Below are 18,943 nucleotides of genomic sequence, written 5' to 3'. Positions count from 1 at the left end.
CTCGGGATGTGATGGGTACGTCGCAGGGTACGCGTAGGGGATCATGTGCCAGAAAGTGCGCCTAGGACTGGAAACTTGCTTGTCTTCCCGATAAACACGCACCATCGAAACGCCCGCCTGGGTGGAGGCTCATCACGACGGCCCCGGGGCGGCTCTGGAAGCACTAGCAACCAAAGGAACGAGACTCCCATGAGATTGCCACTCCTGCGCCGCATGATGAATGTCGCCGCCCTCGGAACCGGGGTCGCGCTGGCCGGGCTCACCGCCTCGACGGCTCACGCCAATGTCGAAGTCGGCGCCACCGCCGGCCTCCACGTGTTCAGCATCAACAACGAGCTCGGCGTCCCCGACACGGTCAAGGCGACCTCGCTGCGCAACACGGCGCTGTTCGGCCTTCGCCTGGGCTTCATGTTCGGTGACATGATCGGCGTCGAGGCCGAGGCCGGCATCATGCCGACCGAGGACCGCAACCTGGTCTATGACGTGTTCGCGGGGACCCTCCGCGGTCACGTGATCGCGCAGTTCCGCGCGGCGGACCCGACCAACAAGGTGCTGCCCTTCGTCGTGCTCGGCGGCGGCGCCACCAAGGTCCTGTCCAGCGATCGCGAGGACCGCATCGACCTCGACACCGACGCCGCGCTGTACGTCGGCGTGGGCGCCAAGTACCGCGTCGAGAACGGCTGGGGCCTCCGGGTCGACGGCCGCCTGCTGTTCCCGCCCTCGAGCAAGAACGAGAGCGCGGCGCTCGACGGCGAGATCCTGCTGTCGGTCTACAAGGAGTTCGGTCGCAAGGAGGCCGCGCCGGTCGACGACACCCCGCCGCCGCCGCCCGTCGATGACGATCCGGACAAGGACGGCATCATCGGCGACGCCGATCAGTGCCCGAACGACCCCGAGGACATGGACGGCTTCCAGGACGAGGACGGCTGCCCGGACGGCGACAACGACGGTGACGGCATCGCCGACGGCTCGGATCAGTGCCCGACCGACGCCGAGGACGCCGACGGCTTCAAGGACGAGGACGGCTGCCCGGATCCGGACAACGACGGTGACGGCATCGCCGACGGCTCGGACCAGTGCCCGACCGAGGCCGAGGACGCCGACGGCTTCCAGGACGACGACGGCTGCCCCGATCCGGACAACGACGGTGACGGCGTGCTCGACGGCAGCGACACCTGCCCCGACAAGATGGAGACCAAGAACGGCTACCAGGACACCGACGGTTGCCCCGACGAGGTTCCGGCCGCGCTCGCCAAGTTCACGGGCGTGATCAAGGGCATCAACTTCAAGACCGGCTCGGCCGAGATCGTGAAGACCTCGAACAAGATCCTCGACAAGGCCGTCAAGGTGATGGCGGACTACCCGGACATCAAGCTCGAGATCCAGGGCCACACCGACGACGTCGGTGACGACAACGCCAACCTCGAGCTGTCGCAGCAGCGCGCCGACTCGGTCAAGGCGTACTTCGAGTCGAAGGGCGTCGCCGGCGACCGCGTCATCGCCAAGGGCTACGGCGAGACCATGCCGTCGTCGCCGATCGACGGCCTCAAGGGTGGCAAGCTGAAGGCCGCGCAGGCGAAGAACCGCCGCGTCGAGTTCAAGCTGCTCTCCGACCTGAACCAGTAAGGTTCCGCGGAGCTCTTCCGAAGAGCTCCATCGTTCTCGACGCCCCGGTGACGAGCCGGGGCGTTTGGCGTTTCGGAGACCGGTCGATCGCCGGGGGACGGTTGCCGGCTCCGGCTCCGGTTCCGGGTCCGGCTCCGGCTCCGGCTCCGGTTCCGGTTCCGGTTCCGGTTCCGGTTCCGGCTCCGGCTCCGGCTCCGGCTCCGGTTCCGGCTCCGGCTCCGGCTCCGGCTCCGGCTCCGGTTGCCGGCTCCGGGTCCGGCTCCGGTTCCGGCTCCGGGTCCGGCTCCGGCTCCGGCTCCGGTTCCGGCTCCGGTTCCGGCTCCGGTTCCGGTTCCGGTTCCGGTTCCGGCTCCGGTTCCGGTTCCGACTCCGGTTCCGGCTCCGGCACCGGCCCGGCTCCGGTTCCGGCTCCGGGTCCGGCTTCGGCTCCGGCTCCGGCTCCGGCTCCGTGGTCCGGAAACCGGACGCCAGGTCCGGAAACCGGACCGAGCCGGCTTGGGCCGGCGCTCACCGGCGCGGGTGCTGGAGGCGGAAGAGCATGGCGGCGAGGCGGTCGGCGAGGGCGAGGGCGGGCGCGGCGGCGTCGTCGGGCACGTGGCCCCAGCGCTGGGCGATGCGGACGGCGGTGGCGGCCTCGTCGCACTCGCCGGCGGCGATCCGGAAGCGCATCGCACGATCGCGGCCGCTGCGGCGCCAGGCCTCGGCGGTGTTGAGCGCGGCCGAGCTGGCCGCCCGCCGGAGCTGGCTGGCCAGGTCGGGATCGTGCGCGGCGATCTGGGCGACGACCGCGCGCAGGGCGGTGATGAACTCGAGGGCGACGACGCTGGCTTCACACATGGTGGACTCCTTGGGGTGGGGTTGGGCTCACGCCCCATCGCGGCCCGACGCGCAGGGCCCGTGCCCGACCGCGCCGCCCCTCCAGCGCGTCGCTCAACCCGCCATCGCATCCCGGCGGCGCGTGGGCACGGGACGTGCGCGGGGGCCGCGGGGGCGAGCCCAACCCCGCCCAGAGGCGCCAGGGCTGAAGCCATCGTCCTCGAGGAATCAACGCACCGCGGGCGGATCGCTCGGCGCGCACGCGGCCGCAAGGCACGAGGCGCAACACCGACGACCGCCGCGACGGTCAGGTCATCGAGCGCAGAGTCGAACGCGAACGCTCACGCGCGGGGCACCCGGCTCCGGCACCGGCTCCAGCTCCGGCTCCGGCTCCGGCTCCGGTTCCGGTTCCGGCTCCGGCTCCGGCTCCGGCTCCGGCTCCGGTTCCGGCTCCGGCACCGGCTCCGGCTCCGGCACCGGCTCCGGCACCGGCTCCGGGTCCGGCTCCGGCTCCGGCTCCGGGTCCGGCTCCGGTTCCGGCTCCGGCTCCGGCTCCGGCTCCGGTTCCGGTTCCGGTTCCGGCTCCGGCTCCGGCTCCGGCTCCGGCTCCGACTCCGGCTCCGGCTCCGGCTCCGGCTCCGGCTCCGGTTCCGGCTCCGGCTCCGGGTCCTCAGGCGATCCGCAGCGCGATCGCGATGTGCACGAGCATGGTCACGAGCAGGACCATCGAGAACGGGATGTGGACCCGCTTCCAGGCCTTGAGCAGCGCCTTCGAGCGCGGCGCGAGCACCTTGCGGCGCTCGTAGAACACCACGCGATCGACGGCGCGCACGAGGCGGCGCGCGACGCGACCGGGGGCGTGGCCGCGGAGCTGGCGGCGCAGGCGGCGCCGCGCCAGCATCCGGCGCAGGTCGTCCCACAGCACCCAGCCGAGCAGCATCACCAGGCCGACGTCCCACGAGCGCTCGGCGCGCCCGGTCTCGGCCTCCATGTCGACCTGCGCCACGCGCGCGGCCTCGGGGTGGTCGACGGCGACGTCGCTGACGACGCGCCGCTGCTCGAGGATCGCCAGGTCGTGGCGCGCCGACAGCGACGGCACCAGCGTGTACAGGTAGCGGCCGAGCACGCCCGACGCGACGACCGCGCTCATGCTCCAGAACGGGATCGACACCCACGTCGTCAGGCGCAGCGCCGAGTGCAGCACGATGAACAGCGGGCCGACGATGCCGGTCATCAGGTGGACGTCGAGCCAGAACTGGTTCGAGGCGGTGCGGTAGAACCAGCCGAACCGGCGCTGCAGCACGTACGCCATCGACAGCACCATCAACGCCGTGCCGACGTAGCCGCACGTGAGCGCCAGCTTCGAGCCGGCCAGGTAGCTCACGTTCATCGCCGCGATCTCGGGCTCGAGGCCGTCGAGGCGGTTGAGCCGGTAGCTCACCGACGACGTCGGCAGGTAGCGACGCAGCAGCACCTCGACCAGCACCGCCAGGAACGCGCCGAGGCCGAGCAGCCAGATCAGCCGGCTCAGGCGGCGGACCTTGATCCGGGCCAGGCCGCCGTCGTGGACGTGCAGGCCCTCGGTGAACGGCGCGCTCGGGAGGACGTCGAGGCGGCGGCGGCGCTTCGGCGTCGTGGTCGGGCGCTCGACGAACAGGCCCGCGGGCGCGATCTCGATCAGCGCGCCGGTCGGGCACGCCGACACGCACGCCTGATCGCCGTGGTCGGCGCAGTGGTCGCACTTGTTGGCGATGCGCCGCGCCGGCGCCGCCCGGCCCTTGCCCGGGCCGAACGTCAGGCGCCCGGCCTTGTCGAGCCGGGCCTTGAACGCCGGCTGGTAGCTCGGCAGCTCGGGCTCGGCGACGTTGACCATGTCGATGGCGCCGTACGGGCACGACAGCGCGCACAGGCTGCAGCCGATGCAGCGCTGCTCGTCGATCTGGATCTCGCCGGTGGTCGCGTGCCGCTTGATCGCGTCGTGCTCGCACGGCGTCAGGCAGCGCGCGTCGGCGCAGGTGCGGCACGTGAAGACGAAGTCGACCAGGCCCAGCTCGAAGCCGCCCAGGGTCAGGCGCCGGGCGCCGTGGCGCTCCTCGCACGCGTCCTCGCACTGCTTGCAGTCGATGCACAGGTCGAGCTGGCGGACCCGCACCGACGGGCCGGCCACCGACAGGCCGTTGCGCAGGTAGAAGTCGAGCAGCTCCTGGCGCACGCCGACCAGGGCCTGCAGGCGCTTGCCGGTGTGGGCCAACGCGGTCCCGAGCGCGCGCTCGGCGCCGGGCGCGGTGGCGGTGAGGTGCGCCATCGCCTGCGCGGTCAGGGTCACGACCGTGGCCTCGGACAGCGCGAACGCCGCGAGGGCGTCGTCGCCGTCGACCGCGACCGCGACCGGGTTCCAGGCCTCGCCCGCGGTGAACAGCGCCAGGTTGCGCAGCGCCACCTGGGCCAGCGGCCGCGGCGGCATCAGCGAGCCGTCCTTCTCGCCGGCGATCGCGTCGCGCTGGCGCTGGGCCAGGCGCGCCTCGAGCGTCGTCCGATCGAACAGCGCCAGCGAGATCTGCCCGGCGACCACCACGCACACGACCGCGTCGTCCGCGGGCGCGACCACCGTGTCGCGCGCCATCGTCACCACCGCGATCGCGCCCGACGCGAGCAGCGGCGCCAGCACCGCCGGCGGCACCTCGGCCAGGGCCGGGACCGCGGCCAGGCGCGCGGCCAGTTCATCGGCGCCGGCCGCGGCGCGCGGCGCGGTCGCGGGGGCCGCGCTCACCGGCGCTGCTCAGCGGTCCAGCCCACGGTGGTGGGGCCGTCGTCGAACTCGGCCGCCGGCGCCGGCGCTGCGGGCGGGGGCGCGAGCGGCAGCGCCCGGACCGCGCCGGGCTCGAGCCGCTGGACCGGCGCCGAGCGATCGCGGCTGGGCACCGCGCGCGCCATCGAGGCCGAGCGTTCGCGAGTGGCGATCATCCGCGGCACCGAGCCGGTGCCATCGCGATCGATCCGCGGCACCGAGCCGGTGCGGTCGCGGCCGGGCGCGTGCAGCACCGCCATCACGCTGTCCTCGGTGCGGCGCGGCACCTGCATCGTCACGTCGCGGACCGCGCGCGCGGTGCGCGGCCGTCGAGGCCGCTCGGCCTGCGTGGGCTCGGGCGCGAAGTCGCCGAGGCGATCGATCGCCGCCACCACCGAGTCCTCGGTCCAGTCGAGCTCGGCGCGCGAGCCGGCGCGCCGGTGGCGGGCGCCGTCGAGGACCGGGGCCGCGGTCACCGACGTCCCGACCTCGTGCCAGACGTCGTGGGCGACCTGATCGACCTTGTGCACGACCTCGCCCACGACCGTGCGCAGGCGCCCGGGCTTGGCCGGCCGCGGCACCGGCCGCCCGAGGATCTGGGCGATGGCCTGGGCCGGATCGCGCGGGCACTGGGTCGCGGTCGGCGAGATCCGCTCGACCACGCCCTCGGTGCTGCCCAGCGCGTACAGGTGGGGGCGCTCGACGAACCGGACGCCCAGGCCCTCGAGCCAGGTCACCGGCGTGTCGGCGCCGATCAGCACGAACGCCTGCTGGTTGGGGACCGTCGAGGTGCTGCCGTCGGCGAGCTTGATGGTCACCGCGTCGGGCGTGAACGACGCGACGTTGGACTTGAGCAGCACCGACAGGCGCCCCTCGGACGACAGCTTGGCGACCCGGGCCTGGTTGGCCTGCTTGGCGCGGCTCCAGCCGTCGCCGCGGTACGACAGCGTCACGGTGGCGCCGGCGTCGACCAGCGAGGTCGCGGCCTCGAGCGCCGAGTCGCCGCCGCCGACGACCAGCACGTGCTGGCCGCCGAACTCGTCGGGGTCGTCGAGGCGCGACTGCACCTTCTCGAGGTTGGCGCCGGGGACCGCGAGCAAGCGGGGCTTGCCGCGCAGCCCGGTCGCCAGGATGACCGCGCGGGCGCGGTAGGTGGCGACGGTCGTCTTGACCGTCAGGATCCCGTCGTCGCCGCGCTTGACCGACTCGACCGCCTCGCCGCGGCGGATCGGCAGGTTCACCGCCTCGACCACCTGTTGCCAGGCCGCGACCAGCGCCTCCTTGCTGGCGTCGAACACCGGCAGGTACGACAGGTTCGGCGCCATCGACGGCTCCGCCATGAAGTGCTTGCCCTTGGGGTAGCGCGCGACCGTGGCCGAGATGATGTGCTCCTTCTCGAGCACGACGCAGCGCAGGCCGCGCACCAGGCAGGTGAGGCCCGCCGAGAGCCCCGCGGGCCCCGAGCCGACGATGACCACGTCGTGGTCGGCGGCGGCCGCCGCTGCGCCCGCGGCCGCGAAGGTCGCCGCGATGTGCTCGACCACCGCCCGCCCGAGGTTGGCGGCGTTCTTCACCAGCGGCTTGCCGGCCACCTCGCCGATCAGGTACTGGCCGGGCACGCCGGTCTGGAAGTGCTCGTCGAGCTCCGGCACGGTGAGCGTCGTCGGCTGCTGACCCTGGCGGTACATCACCAGCGCCGTCGTCGGGCACTTGTTGGCGCACTGCTCGCACTGCACGCAGTCGCTGAAGCGTGAGACCACGACCTTGTGGTTCACCAGGTCGAGCACGTTGGTCGGGCACACCGCGACGCACGCCTCGCAGCCGATGCACCGATCGTCGTTGATCGAGTGCAGGAGCGGCAGCTCGATCCGTGGCGCCACGACCGTGTGGTAGCGGCGCCGCCGGGCGCGGCGATCGTCGTAGAGCGCGCCGAGCACCAGCAGCGCGGCGGCGGCGAGCGCGATCGTGAGGAAGACGGTCAGGTGCATGGGCGCCAGAGCTCGTCGCGCGGGTCGAGGACGTGATCTCCAGCGCGGCACCGCCGAGCTGCGTCGCGCCAGGCGCTCAGGATAGCCGGGGTCCGGCGCGTCGTCGCGGACAGAGCGTGGGTACAGCGCAGGGACATGGAGCGTCGGTGGGTTCGCGAGATCGCGCTAGGGGTGGATCCTGAAGCCTGCGGTGTGACAGCCGGCCTGGTTGCAACCGACGTGATCGGCGCCCAGCGAGGCCTGCATCGGGATCACGTCGGGGCAGCGCGCCGAGAACGCGACCGCGGGCGCGGCGATGGGATCGATCGACCAGAAGTTGCCGTTGTCGGCCGACACCATCGCCACATCCGCGCCGGTCGCGTCGAGGACGTGCACGGTGATGCCCACAGCTGGAGCCGTGCCACCTACATCGGCGTAGAGCGTGCCGGCGATCGAGTACGGCGTCGCGTCGCCGCCCTGGCGGTGACAGCTCAGGCAGTCCTCGCCGGGGCGGTGGTGGCCGTCGCCGCCAGCCACCGGGTCGGCGCACAGCGGCGGGACCACCTCGTCGAGGAGCGGGTTCGAGCTGGCCTCATCCTCGTCGAGGATGCCGCTGCAGCCGAGGCTGGCCGCGAGCAAGAGGAGCGCACCACGCATCTCCGGCTGAAGTGCATCCCGCGTACCACCGCCGCATCCGTCGATCTTCGCGAGATCCGTGGGGTGACGGGCCCCGGCACTGTACAAAGGGTGCACAGGACCGTTCCGATTTGCCCCAGCCCAGATCGGGCCGGTCGTCCAAGTGGTTGACCTCACAGCTCCATGGATCTGGAGCGATCGATGCAATGGCGTCCCCGGATGCGCGCGCCGTTCGCAGCCCTGATCGCCGTGATGGCCGCCGGCGTGGTCGCGCGGGCCGACACGCAGGAGAAGGCCGATCCCCGGGTCACGCTCGGAGAGGTCACGCTGCGCAAGCACCCGGGTGAGAACCAGGATGCAGTGGCGACCTACGCCGCGGGTGTGACGGTGAAGGTGCTGGTGATCCAGGGGCGGTGGGTGAAGGTGCAGATCGACAAGTCGGTCGGCTGGGTCCCACGCACCAAGCTGAGCGAGCCGAGCGCGCCCCCGGCGCCCGAGCCCGCGGCGACCGGGCGGTCGCGGCAGCTCTCGGTCGAGGTCCGCGGCGCCGACGCCGTGGTCCGGGCCGAGCCCGCCAGCGGCGCCGCGTCGGTCGCGCCGGTCGCGGTCGGCGCCCGCCTGGCCGTGATCCCGGGCGCGGCGCCGGGCTGGCTGCACGTCGACGATGGCCACGGCCACGTCGGCTGGATCGAGGCGGCGGCGGTCGGCGATCCCGGCGCGGCCGCGGCGTCCACGGCGCCGACGAAGGCTGGCGCCCCGGCGCGCGACGTCGGCCCGGCGCGCGCGGTCACGGCCGGCGCCTGGACCCTGCACGCGACCGCCGCGGTCGGCTATCGCTCGCTCGATCAGCGCTTCACTTCGAACGCCACCGGCGGGCTCGCCAACTACTCGGTCAGCGCCGACGCCAGCGTCGCCGAGCTCGGCCTGGCGGCGACGCCGCGGCTGGGGCGCGGGGCGGTGCGGCTCGGCGCCGACGCGCGCGCGCGGTTCACCAGCTCGTCGCCGGGCATCGACTACCCGGGCCCGACGCTGGCGCCCGGCACGATCCCGTTCACGATGTTCGAGGGCGCGGGCGCGGTCCACGCCGGTTATCGCCTCGGCCCGGTGGTGCCGCAGCTGCGCGTCGGCGGCTACTACGGCGCGTTCCTGGCTGACGACGTCGCCAACGCCGGGCGGATGCCGCGCGAGGCGCTGTGGGCGGTCTTCACCGGGCTCGGCGTCGAGGTCGTGCCGCCCCGGTCGCGGGTGCGGCTCGAGGCCCGCGCCGATCTCGCGGTCGCGGGCGGACGCCGCCAGACCCCGGGCCTGGCCGACGGCATGACCAGCGACGCGGGCGCGGCCTGGCTCGAGCTGCGGCTCGCCTACACGGTCGCCGCCCACGTCGCGGTGTTCGCGGGCATCTCCTACGATCGCTACGCCACCGACTGGAGCGGCGCGTCCGAGCGCTGGGCCGACGTCACGTCGGCGCAGCGGATCGATCACGCGCAGCTCATCGAGATCGGGATCGGGGCCGGGCGGTGAGCTGGGTGCGGGTCACGGTGGTGGCGGCCGCGGTGCTGGTGCTGGTCGCGCGCGCGCGCCCGGTCGCGGCCGACGACTTCCTGACGTCGTCGCCGGGCGCGCTCGCGTCGAGCCACGCGTCGCTCGACAACCCCGACGGCTGCGCCTCGTGCCACGCGCCCGATCGCTCGATCACCCCCGAGAAGTGCCTGGGCTGCCACGACCACGGCGACCTCAAGGCCCGCATCGCCGCCGGCAAGGGCTTCCACGCGTCGCCCAAGGCCGCCGGGCGCAACTGCAAGCTGTGCCACCAGGAGCACCGCGGCCGCGGCTTCGATCTGATGGGCTGGCGCGCGGTCGGCGGCATCGCCGGCTTCGATCACAGCCAGACCGGCTGGAAGCTCCAGGCCAAGCACGCCGCCGTCGCGTGCGAGGATTGCCACAAGACCAAGGACCGCCAGGGGCTGCGGACGTTCCTCGGCGCCGATCCCACCTGCGGCGGCTGTCACCACAACCAGCCCCACGGCACGCTGCGGGCCGCGCTCTTGCGCTGCGATCGCTGCCACACCGAGTCGGCGTGGACGCCGCAGAAGAGCAACCAGCAGTTCGATCACGACTCGTCGCGCGACGCCGCGATGCCGCTCGAGGGCAACCACGCCGACGTGGCGTGCAGCAAGTGCCACCCGCAGGCCAAGTGGAAGCTGCCGGCGTGGAAGGGCGACTGCGTGACCTGCCACGACAGCCCGCACGGCGGCCAGCTGTTCGACACCAAGAAGTGCAACCTGTGCCACTCGCCGGCCTCGGCGTCGCTGGCGGTGGTCAAGTTCGATCACAAGAAGAACGCCGGCTACGCGCTCGCCGGCGATCACGCCCAGCTCGCGTGCGCGGCCTGCCACACCGCGCGGCTGGGCAAGCGCGCGCCGTCGCCGAAGTGCGAGACCTGCCACGCCGACGACAACCACCACGGCGCGCGGTTCGCGCAGTTCGGCGATCCGCCGACCTGCGCGACCTGTCACAGCCAGCGCGCGTGGAAGAAGGCGTGGCAGTTCGATCACGCCGCGTCGACGCCGTTCGCGCTGACCGGCAAGCACGCGACGCTGGACTGCCGCACCTGCCATCGCGGCAGCAAGCCGGCCGACTTCGAGAAGTTCCAGATCAGCAACGGCTGCATGAGCTGCCACCAGCACAAGGCCGCGCACGGCGGCAAGTACGCCAACAACGAGTGCCTGACCTGTCACACCGCGCCCGGCACCAAGCGCATGCGCGACGACTCGCTCGAGCGCTTCCACGGCGCCGCCTCGAAGTTCCCGCTGACCAAGGCCCACGCCCGGGTCGACTGCAAGCGCTGCCACGCCAACGACGTCTACGAGACCACGCCGACCGAGTGCGGCGTGTCGTGCCACGAGGACTCGCTCCACCACGGCACGCTCGGCACCACCTGCAGCCGCTGCCACGAGGCCGGGACCTGGGCGCCGACCGGGTTCGATCACGCGATCGACACCACGTGGAAGCTCGAGGGCAAGCACGCGGCGGTCACCGACTGCGCGCGGTGCCACCCGACCAAGGCCTTCAGCCAGACCGCGACCACCTGCGCCGGCGCCGGCTGCCACAAGGGCGACGACATCCACGAGGGCCAGCTCGGCGCGTGCGAGCGGTGCCACCGCGTCGACGGCGGCCTGACCTTCCGCCACGATCGCGACGCGCAGTTCAAGCTCGACGGCGCCCACCGGCAGGTCGTGTGCGCGAGCTGCCACGACTCGACCCGGTTCAAGCCGGCGCCGACCGACTGCCGCGGCTGCCACGCCGAGCCGGCCGTGCACAAGGGCCGCTACGGCACCGACTGCGCCCGCTGCCACTCGACGACGACGTTCACCAGCGTCGCGGCGCTGCACGACGTCGGCGCGTTCTCGCTGACCGGCGCCCACGATCGGGTCGACTGCAAGCGCTGCCACGCCAACGGCGAGAGCCGCCGCGGCTCGGGCGACCTGTGCGTCATCTGCCATCGCCAGGACGACGTCCACGCCAGCGCGCTGTCGCCGCGCTGCGGCCAGTGCCACACCCAGCAGGCGTTCACGCCGGCGCGGTTCGATCACCTCGAGGTCGGCTGCAACCTGATGGGGCGCCACCGCACGCTGCCGTGCGCCGACTGCCACCAGGCCGGCAACTTCGGCGGCGTCTCGCCGCTGTGCGTGAGCTGCCACCGCGCCGACGCCACCGGCGTCGCCAACCCCGATCACGGCGCGCTGCTCGACTGCGGCCGCTGCCACAACGCCGAGGCCTGGGTGCCGGCGCGCGGCCTGGGAGGGCAGAGCCTGTGTCGGTGACGCGCGCGACGATCGTCGCGGTCGTGGTGCTCGGCGCGCCGGCGGTCGCGCGGGCGCAGTTCGTCGATCGCACGGTCGTGGTCGAGGACGCGGCGCCGCCGCCCGAGCCGGCCGCGCCGACCGGGCCCGAGACCGCGGCGACCAGCGGCCCGCCGCCCAAGCTCGAGGTGCGGCTGACGCTGTCGTCGTTCCTGTACCGCGAGCTCGGCGACGACGCGGCGCCGCTCGTGGCCAACGGCGCGGCGCCCGCGACGGCGAGCCCGGTGCGGCGGTTCTTCGGCGACCTGCGCGGCGAGCTCACCGCCGAGCGCGTCGCCGGCGGCACCGTGCGCGTCGACGCCCGCGCGCGCGCGGCCACGCTCGAGCGCTACCAGGCCGGCGACGACGAGTACGAGGTCCGGACGCTGTCGTACGCGCGGCCGGTCGGGCCGGCCGAGCTGCGGATCGGCCGCCAGGTGGTCGAGGCGCTCGGGGCCACCAAGATCGACGGCGCGTCGGTGGCGGCGCCGCTGACGGGGCGGGTCCGCGCCACCGCGTTCGCCGGCGCCTACCCGCAGCGGGGCTCGCGCTCGCTCACCACCGACTATCCCGAGCTGAAGACCGGCGGCCGGCTGGTCCCGGTCGCGGGCGGCGTCGGCGTCGGCTACCGCCGCGCGTCGATCTACGGCGACGTCGGCCTGGTCGGCGTGGTCGCCTCGGCCGACGTGCCCGGCGCCGCCACCGAGGACGGGCGCCGCGGCTTCCTCACCACCAGCGGCTACGCGCGGCCGCGCGCGGCCATCGACGTCTACTGGCACGGGATCGTCGACGTGGTCGCCGCCGGCGGCGCGCGGCTCACCGAGGCCAGCGCCGGGCTCGACCTGTGGCCGCACCCCGCGGTCGACGTCGCCCTGACCGGGCACCACGTCGAGCCCGAGGTGTTCGCGCTCGCCGCCGCCAACGACCTGGCCGATCCCGATCCGGCCGCGGTCGGGCAGATCGAGAACGGCACGGCGATCGTGCGGGTCGCGCAGGACGCGGCCCGCGCCAGCGTCAGCGTGGCCGCGGCCGCGACCCGGTTCCAGCTGACCGCCGCGGCCGGCTGGCACCGGCGGCCCGAGGTGGCGGTGCCGCTCACCGGCGGCGGCGCGCTGACCATCCCGGCGGCGCAGATGGGTGAGCTGACGATGAGCGCGCTCGATCGCCGCTCGCTCGGCGGCGCGCGCGTCGAGGTCAGCGGCACCGCGCTGGTGCCGGTCGGCGACGCGTCGGCGACCCGCTCGCGCGCGCTGGTCGCGCGGCTGATCGTCGCGCGGGCCCGGCCCAGCCACGAGGTCGTCGTCGATCTCAGCGCCCACCGCCACGCCGACCTCGGCGACGCCGGCGGGTGCGTCCTGCTCGATCCGCGCACGTGCTACGGCACGTCGACCTCACGCGGCCTGACCGGCGGCGCGGTCGTCACCGTGACCGCGAGCCGCGACTGGCTGGTCCTCGTCGACGCCCACGGCGGGCTGCTCGACACCGACGCGATGTTCGCTGCCGCCCCGGTGACCTGGCCGCGCCTGTGGTGGGTGTCGGCGTTCGCACGCTTGCAGTGGAGGTACCGATGAGCTCGCTCACCCCGCGCCCCTCGTCCCTCGCCATCGCGGCCGTCGCGATCGCGTCCCTCGCCGCGTGCGACCTCGGCACCTTCGACGGCGGCGACGCCGGGCCGCCGTCGGCCCAGGCCACGTCGTGCGCGGCCGGCTGTCACGGCTCGGGCGGCCTGGCCGCGCCGCCGAAGGACACGACCGGCCAGCTCGAGACCACCGCGCGCGGCGTCGGCGCCCACCGCGTTCACCTCGGCAGCTCGACCTGGCACAAGGGCCTCGAGTGCTCGGCCTGTCACACGGTCCCGACCGAGATCGGCGCGGTCGGTCACCTCGACACGCCGCTGCCCGCCGAGCTGACCTTCACCGGGCTCGGCGAGAACAGCGCGTGGAACGACGCCGACGGCACCTGCACCAGCTACTGCCACGGCGCCGGGCTCACCGGCGGCGCCAGCACCCAGCCGATCTGGACCAAGGTCGACGGCAGCCAGAGCCTGTGCGGTTCGTGCCACGGCGCGCCGCCGCCGCCGCCGCACCCGACCAACCCCGACTGCGGCACGTGCCACGCGTCGATGAACCCGGGCGACCCGACGACGATCGCGTACCCCGAGCTGCACATCAACGGCCGGGTCGAGGTCAACGAGGCCACGGCCTGCGACTCGTGCCACGGCACCGCCGGCAGCGGCAACGCCGCGCCGCCGAAGGACACCACCGGCGGCACCGCGACCACGCTGCGCAGCGTCGGCGCGCACCAGGCCCACCTGGCCGGCGGCGCGAGCTGGCACGCGCCGATCGCGTGCGCGCAGTGCCACCGCGTCCCGACCGCCACCGCCGATCTCGGCCACCGCGACACGCCGCTGCCGGCCGAGCTCACGTTCGGCCCGCTGGCCGGCGTCGGCGCCGCGTGGACCGGCACCACCTGCACCAACACCTACTGCCACGGCGGCGCGCTGCCGCTGACCGGCGGCCAGCGCACGTCGCCGATCTGGACCCAGGTCGACGGCACCCAGGCGACGTGCACGTCGTGCCACGGCATGGCGCCGCCGCCGCCGCACCCGAGCAGCACCGACTGCGGCACGTGTCACCCGACGATGGCGCCCGGCGCCGGCACGACGATCGCGTACCCGGCCCAGCACATCGACGGCACCGTCCAGGTGATCGGCGGCCAGGCCTGCGACGCGTGCCACGGGTCGGCCGGCAACGCCGCGCCGCCGCGCGACACCCGCGACAACACCGCCACCACCGCGCGCGGCGTCGGCGCCCACCGCCGCCACGTCGATCCGTCGACCTGGCGCAAGCAGATCGAGTGCAGCGCCTGCCACCTCGTGCCCGGCGGCGTGAGCTCGGTCGGCCACACCGACACGCCGCTGCCGGCCGAGCTGACGTTCGCGACGATCGCCGGCAACGCGGTCTGGAACGGCACCCGCTGCAACAACACCTACTGCCACGGCTCGACCTTGTCGGGCGGCACCTCGACCAACCCGGTCTGGACCCAGGTCGACGGCGCCCAGGGCCAGTGCGGCTCGTGCCACGGCACGCCGCCGCCGCCGCCGCACCCGAGCAACATGGACTGCGGCAGCTGCCACGACACGATGGTGCCCGGCGCCGGCCTGGTGATCGCGGTGCCCGAGCGTCACATCGACGGCAACCTCGACGTCACCGGCGGCCAGGCCTGCGACAGCTGCCACGGCTCGGGCGGCGTGTTCGCGCCGCCGCGCGACACCGCCGGCAACACCGCGACCACCGCGCGTGGCGTCGGCGCCCACCGCGCGCACCTCGCCAACGGCCCCTGGTACAAGCCGGTCGAGTGCAGCGATTGTCACCGCGTGCCCAGCGGCGTCAGCTCCGCCGGCCACACCGACACGCCGCTGCCGGCCGAGCTCACGTTCAGCGCCCGCGCCGGCACCGCCACGACCTGGAGCGGCACCCGCTGCAGCAACAACTACTGCCACGGCGGCACGCTCGGCGCCGGCGGCAGCGCGACCGCGCCGACCTGGACCCTGGTCAACGGCACCCAGTCGACCTGCGGGTCGTGCCACGGCGCGCCGCCGCCGCCGCCGCACCCGAGCAACCCCGACTGCGGCCAGTGCCACGACACGATGACCCCGGGCGGCGGCATGGTGATCACCGACGGCGCCCGCCACATCGACGGCAACCTCGACGTCACCGGCGCCCTGGCGTGCGACAGCTGCCACGGCGGCGCCGGCGAGAGCGCGCCGCCGCAGGACACCGCGGGCAACACCGCGACCACCGCGCGCGGCGTCGGCGCCCACCGCGAGCACCTGGGCCCGTCGGCGCGCCACGCCGAGATCGCGTGCGCCGCGTGCCACCGCGTGCCCGCCACCGTCGGCGCGGTCGGCCACAACGACACGCCGCTGCCGGCCGAGCTGACGTTCACCGGCCTGGCCGTGGGCACCGCCTGGAACGGCACCACCTGCGCCAGCAGCTACTGCCACGGCGCGACCCTGGCCGCGGGCGGCACCGCGACCACGCCGCGCTGGACGCTGGTCAACGGCACCCAGGCGACGTGCAGCTCGTGCCACGGCGCGCCGCCGCCGCCGCCGCACCCCGCCGACTCGAACTGCTCGAACTGCCACGCGCCGGTGGCCGGCCCCGGCCTGACGATCGCGATGCCGACGCTGCACGTCGACGGCGTGCTCCAGGTCACCGCCGTCCACCCGGCCGGCTGGGCCCAGGCGACGATGCACGGCGCCGAGTTCAACGCCCAGGGCGCCGCCAGCTGCGCCACCGCCGGCTGCCACGGCACCGCGCTCACCGGTGGCGCGTCGGGGGTGTCGTGCAACGGCTGCCACGCCAGCTGGCAGACCAACTGCGTCTTCTGCCACGGCGGCGGGCAGAACATGACCGGCGCGCCACCGGCCAGCGTCACCGGCTTGACCGCGGCCACCGATCGCCACGTCGGCGCGCACACGACCCACGTCACCGCGTCGACCAACCACGCCGCCTACGCCTGCAGCGCGTGCCACGTCACGCCGTCGACGGCGCTGACCCCGGGCCACATCGACGGCACGCCCAACGCCGAGGTCCGGTACTCGACGCTCAACGCCGCCGGCACCTACGCGGCGACCACCGCCACCTGCGGCGCGCTGTACTGCCACGGCAACGGTCGCACCTCGGCCGGCACCGCGACCTGGACCTCGACCACCGCGCTCACCTGCGGCTCGTGCCACAACGCCGGCAACAACCCGCAGGTGATGTCGGGCGACCACAAGAAGCACATCGCCGACGAGCGCATGAAGTGCAGCGAGTGCCACGGCGCGGTCGTCAACGCCGGCAACCAGATCATCGCGCCGGCGCTGCACGTCGACGGGCTCAAGCAGGTGCAGATGGCGCGCGGCACCTACACCCCGACCACCCGCAAGTGCAGCAACATCGGGTGCCACGGCACCAAGACCTGGTGACCCGGCGATCCCGAGCCGGCGCGCCTCGGACCCGCCGTCGACCGGCGCGCGGGTGGTGACGACGACTGATGGCTTGACGTGGTGGCGCCCGGCGGTCAGCATGCGCGGGTGTCGCTCGCGCCCGAACTGCTCGCCGTGCTCGCGTGTCCCGAGGCCAAGGCCCCGCTGGTGTACTTCGGCGGCGGCGAGGCCGGCGATCGCCCGGCCGAGGCCTTCCTGTTCTGCCCGGCCTCGCGCCTGCGCTACCGCATCGACGGCGACATCCCGGTGCTGCTGATCGAGGAGGCCGAGCGCCTCGACGAGCGCGCCGCCGCCCGGCTGGTGAGCCGGGCGCAGGAGCTGGGCCTGGCCAACGCATGAGGCGATCTCGCACGCGCCGGCCTTCACGACACGGCGCGTCGACAGGGAGCGCTTTCCGTTGACCAGCGCGGAGATTTTGAGTAGATCGCAGCGACCCGCTGACACCGTCTGTCGTCGGGCGCCACGCCACCTCCAACGCCGGAGACCGCCGTGCTGAAGGCACTGTCGATTTTCACGGGCAACGCCAACCGGGCGCTGGCCGAAGAGGTGTGCAAGTTCGTCGAGATCCCGCTGGGTCGCGCCGACGTGACCCACTTCTCGGACGGTGAGATCTACGTCGAGATCGGCGAGAACGTCCGCGGGGTCAACTGCTTCGTGGTGCAGCCCACCTGCTCGCCGCCGAACCAGTCGCTGATGGAGCTGCTGATCATGATCGACGCGCTCAAGCGCGCGTCGGCCGGCTCGATCGTCGCGATCATCCCGTACTTCGGCTACGCCCGGCAGGATCGCAAGTCCAAGCCGCGCACGCCGATCACGGCCAAGCTGGCCGCCAACCTGATCACCGCCGCCGGCGCCGACCGCGCCCTGGCGATGGACCTCCACGCCGGCCAGATCCAGGGCTTCTTCGACATCCCGTTCGACCACCTGTTCGCGATGCCGGTGCTCATCGACGAGCTCCGGGCGCTCGGCTACGGCGGCGACGACACGGTCGTGGTGTCCCCCGACGCCGGCGGCGTCGAGCGGGCCCGCGCGTTCTCGAAGCGCCTGGGCTCGACGCTCGCGATCATCGACAAGCGCCGGGCCGCGGCCAACGTGTCCGAGGTGATGAACATCGTCGGCGACGTGAAGGGCAAGCGCGCGGTCATCGTGGACGACATCATCGACACCGCCGGCACGCTGACCAACGGCGCCAAGGCCATCATGGACGCCGGCGCGGCCTCGGTCGCCGCCTGCGCCAGCCACCCGGTGTTCTCGGGCAAGGCGGTCGCCCGCATCTCCGAGTCGCCGCTGTCGCACGTGGTCGTGACCAACACGATCCCGCTGTCCGAGGCCGGGGCGGCCTGCGGCAAGGTCCGGGTCAAGTCGGTCGGCCGGCTCCTGGGCGAGGCTATCAAGCGGATTCATCACGGGGATTCCATCAGCTCACTGTTCATGTAGCGGTCGGCCAGGATTTCGGGTAAGCCTCCGGGCCCCGCGCCCAGACCCGCGCCGGTACCACCGCAACGCACTGCCAGAGGATTTCGTCATGCAAGTCGGACAGCTCACCGTCAATCTCCGCACCGGCGCTGGCAAGGGCGCTGCTCACCGCCTGCGCGCGTCGGGCCTGGTCCCGGGCGTGTGCTACGGCGAGTCGACCGACGGACGCATCGAGCCGCTCAACATCACGGTGAACGTCAAGGCGCTCAAGGCCGCCCTCGACCCCGTGCGCAAGCAGAACACGGTGATCGAGCTGTCGATCGAGGACGGCGGCAAGTCGGTCAAGACCTTGTCGGCCCTGGTCCGCGACTACCAGCTCCACCCGATCCGCCGCGAGATCACCCACGTCGACCTCCTGGCGATCGACCCGAACAAGGAGGTCACCGCGGTGGTCCCCCTCGAGTTCGTGGGCAAGCCGGCGGGCGTCATCAACGGCGGCCTGACCCACACGGTCATGCGCTCGCTCGAGGTGAAGTGCAAGCCGGCCGACATCCCGGTCAAGCTCGAGCTCGACATCTCGCCGCTCGACATCGGCGACGTGCTCCACGTCAGCGACATCGTCCTGCCCGAGGGCGTCAAGCCAGTGACGGCGGGCCGCGAGGCGGTGATCAGCATGGTCGCGCCCGAGGCCGAGAAGGAGGTCGTCGCGGCGCCCGAGGCCGCCGCGGTGGCTGCGCCGGCTGGCAAGGACGCGAAGGCGGCTGGCGGCAAGGACGCCAAGGCCGCTCCGGCTGCGGCCGGCAAGGCCGCGCCGGCCAAGCCCGCCGCGAAGAAGTGACGGCGCGGGCCCCGCGCCCGC

Annotated in this window: 12 protein-coding genes; 8 read left to right on the top strand and 4 right to left on the bottom strand. The window is 73.7% G+C overall.

Annotated features, from left to right (window positions below):
* Positions 1-189: 189 nt before the first annotated feature.
* Entirely contained in the window at positions 190-1,626 is a 1,437-nt protein-coding gene (locus IPL61_39635; GenBank protein ID MBK9037294.1) for an OmpA family protein, read from the top strand.
* A 507-nt stretch (positions 1,627-2,133) separates the two neighbouring features.
* Here the strand turns inward: IPL61_39635 and IPL61_39630 are convergent.
* The 4 genes from IPL61_39630 to IPL61_39615 all read right to left on the bottom strand — a co-directional run bounded on the left by IPL61_39630 (position 2,134) and on the right by IPL61_39615 (position 7,854).
* A complete protein-coding gene (locus IPL61_39630; GenBank protein MBK9037293.1) occupies positions 2,134-2,463 on the bottom strand; it encodes a four helix bundle protein in 330 nt (109 codons plus the stop codon).
* A gap of 649 nt (positions 2,464-3,112) precedes the next feature.
* Positions 3,113-5,212 carry a 4Fe-4S binding protein gene (locus tag IPL61_39625; protein ID MBK9037292.1) on the bottom strand — a complete coding sequence of 700 codons (2,100 nt, stop codon included), beginning with the start codon at positions 5,210-5,212 and terminating at the stop codon, positions 3,113-3,115.
* Positions 5,209-7,218, bottom strand: coding sequence for an NAD(P)-binding domain-containing protein (locus IPL61_39620; protein MBK9037291.1), 2,010 nt, complete (start codon positions 7,216-7,218; stop codon positions 5,209-5,211). Before IPL61_39620 ends, IPL61_39625 begins: the two co-directional genes overlap by 4 nt.
* Positions 7,219-7,383: 165 nt before the next feature.
* Positions 7,384-7,854 (bottom strand): hypothetical protein, encoded by a 471-nt coding sequence (locus IPL61_39615; protein MBK9037290.1) that lies wholly within the window; start codon positions 7,852-7,854, stop codon positions 7,384-7,386.
* A 198-nt stretch (positions 7,855-8,052) separates the two neighbouring features.
* Between IPL61_39615 and IPL61_39610 the strand changes: the two genes are divergently transcribed.
* The 7 genes from IPL61_39610 (at position 8,053) to IPL61_39580 (ending at position 18,922) form a co-directional block, all read left to right on the top strand.
* Entirely contained in the window at positions 8,053-9,354 is a 1,302-nt protein-coding gene (locus tag IPL61_39610) for an SH3 domain-containing protein (GenBank protein ID MBK9037289.1), read from the top strand.
* Entirely contained in the window at positions 9,351-11,657 is a 2,307-nt protein-coding gene (locus IPL61_39605; GenBank protein MBK9037288.1) for a hypothetical protein, read from the top strand. Before IPL61_39610 ends, IPL61_39605 begins: the two co-directional genes overlap by 4 nt.
* Positions 11,654-13,246: a hypothetical protein gene (locus IPL61_39600; GenBank protein ID MBK9037287.1), complete on the top strand. Its 1,593-nt coding sequence runs from the start codon at positions 11,654-11,656 to the stop codon at positions 13,244-13,246. Before IPL61_39605 ends, IPL61_39600 begins: the two co-directional genes overlap by 4 nt.
* A complete protein-coding gene (locus tag IPL61_39595) occupies positions 13,243-16,647 on the top strand; it encodes a CxxxxCH/CxxCH domain-containing protein (protein ID MBK9037286.1) in 3,405 nt (1,134 codons plus the stop codon). The genes IPL61_39600 and IPL61_39595 overlap by 4 nt, the downstream gene beginning before the upstream one ends.
* Before the next feature lie 81 nt (positions 16,648-16,728).
* Complete coding sequence (locus IPL61_39590; GenBank protein ID MBK9037285.1) at positions 16,729-17,007, top strand: Trm112 family protein; 279 nt, start codon at positions 16,729-16,731, stop codon at positions 17,005-17,007.
* A 153-nt stretch (positions 17,008-17,160) separates the two neighbouring features.
* Complete coding sequence (locus tag IPL61_39585) at positions 17,161-18,105, top strand: ribose-phosphate pyrophosphokinase (protein MBK9037284.1); 945 nt, start codon at positions 17,161-17,163, stop codon at positions 18,103-18,105.
* 88 nt (positions 18,106-18,193) lie between these two features.
* Positions 18,194-18,922, top strand: coding sequence for a 50S ribosomal protein L25 (locus IPL61_39580; protein ID MBK9037283.1), 729 nt, complete (start codon positions 18,194-18,196; stop codon positions 18,920-18,922).
* Positions 18,923-18,943 lie beyond the last annotated feature (21 nt).

The organism is Myxococcales bacterium (genome assembly GCA_016717005.1).
Taxonomy (GTDB): domain Bacteria; phylum Myxococcota_A; class Polyangia; order Haliangiales; family Haliangiaceae; genus UBA2376.
Note: the sequence above shows the minus strand (reverse complement) of the source record. Positions and strands in the feature narration are given on the sequence as shown.

Bases quoted from the DNA above. Each gene is read 5' to 3' on its own strand.
- IPL61_39635 (MBK9037294.1), top strand. From the start codon at position 190: ATGAGATTGCCACTCCTGCGCCGCATGATGAATGTCGCCGCCCTCGGA.
- IPL61_39630 (MBK9037293.1), bottom strand. From the start codon at position 2,463: ATGTGTGAAGCCAGCGTCGTCGCCCTCGAGTTCATCACCGCCCTGCGC.
- IPL61_39620 (MBK9037291.1), bottom strand. From the start codon at position 7,218: ATGCACCTGACCGTCTTCCTCACGATCGCGCTCGCCGCCGCCGCGCTG.
- IPL61_39615 (MBK9037290.1), bottom strand. From the start codon at position 7,854: ATGCGTGGTGCGCTCCTCTTGCTCGCGGCCAGCCTCGGCTGCAGCGGC.
- IPL61_39610 (MBK9037289.1), top strand. From the start codon at position 8,053: ATGCGCGCGCCGTTCGCAGCCCTGATCGCCGTGATGGCCGCCGGCGTG.
- IPL61_39595 (MBK9037286.1), top strand. From the start codon at position 13,243: ATGAGCTCGCTCACCCCGCGCCCCTCGTCCCTCGCCATCGCGGCCGTC.
- IPL61_39580 (MBK9037283.1), top strand. From the start codon at position 18,194: ATGCAAGTCGGACAGCTCACCGTCAATCTCCGCACCGGCGCTGGCAAG.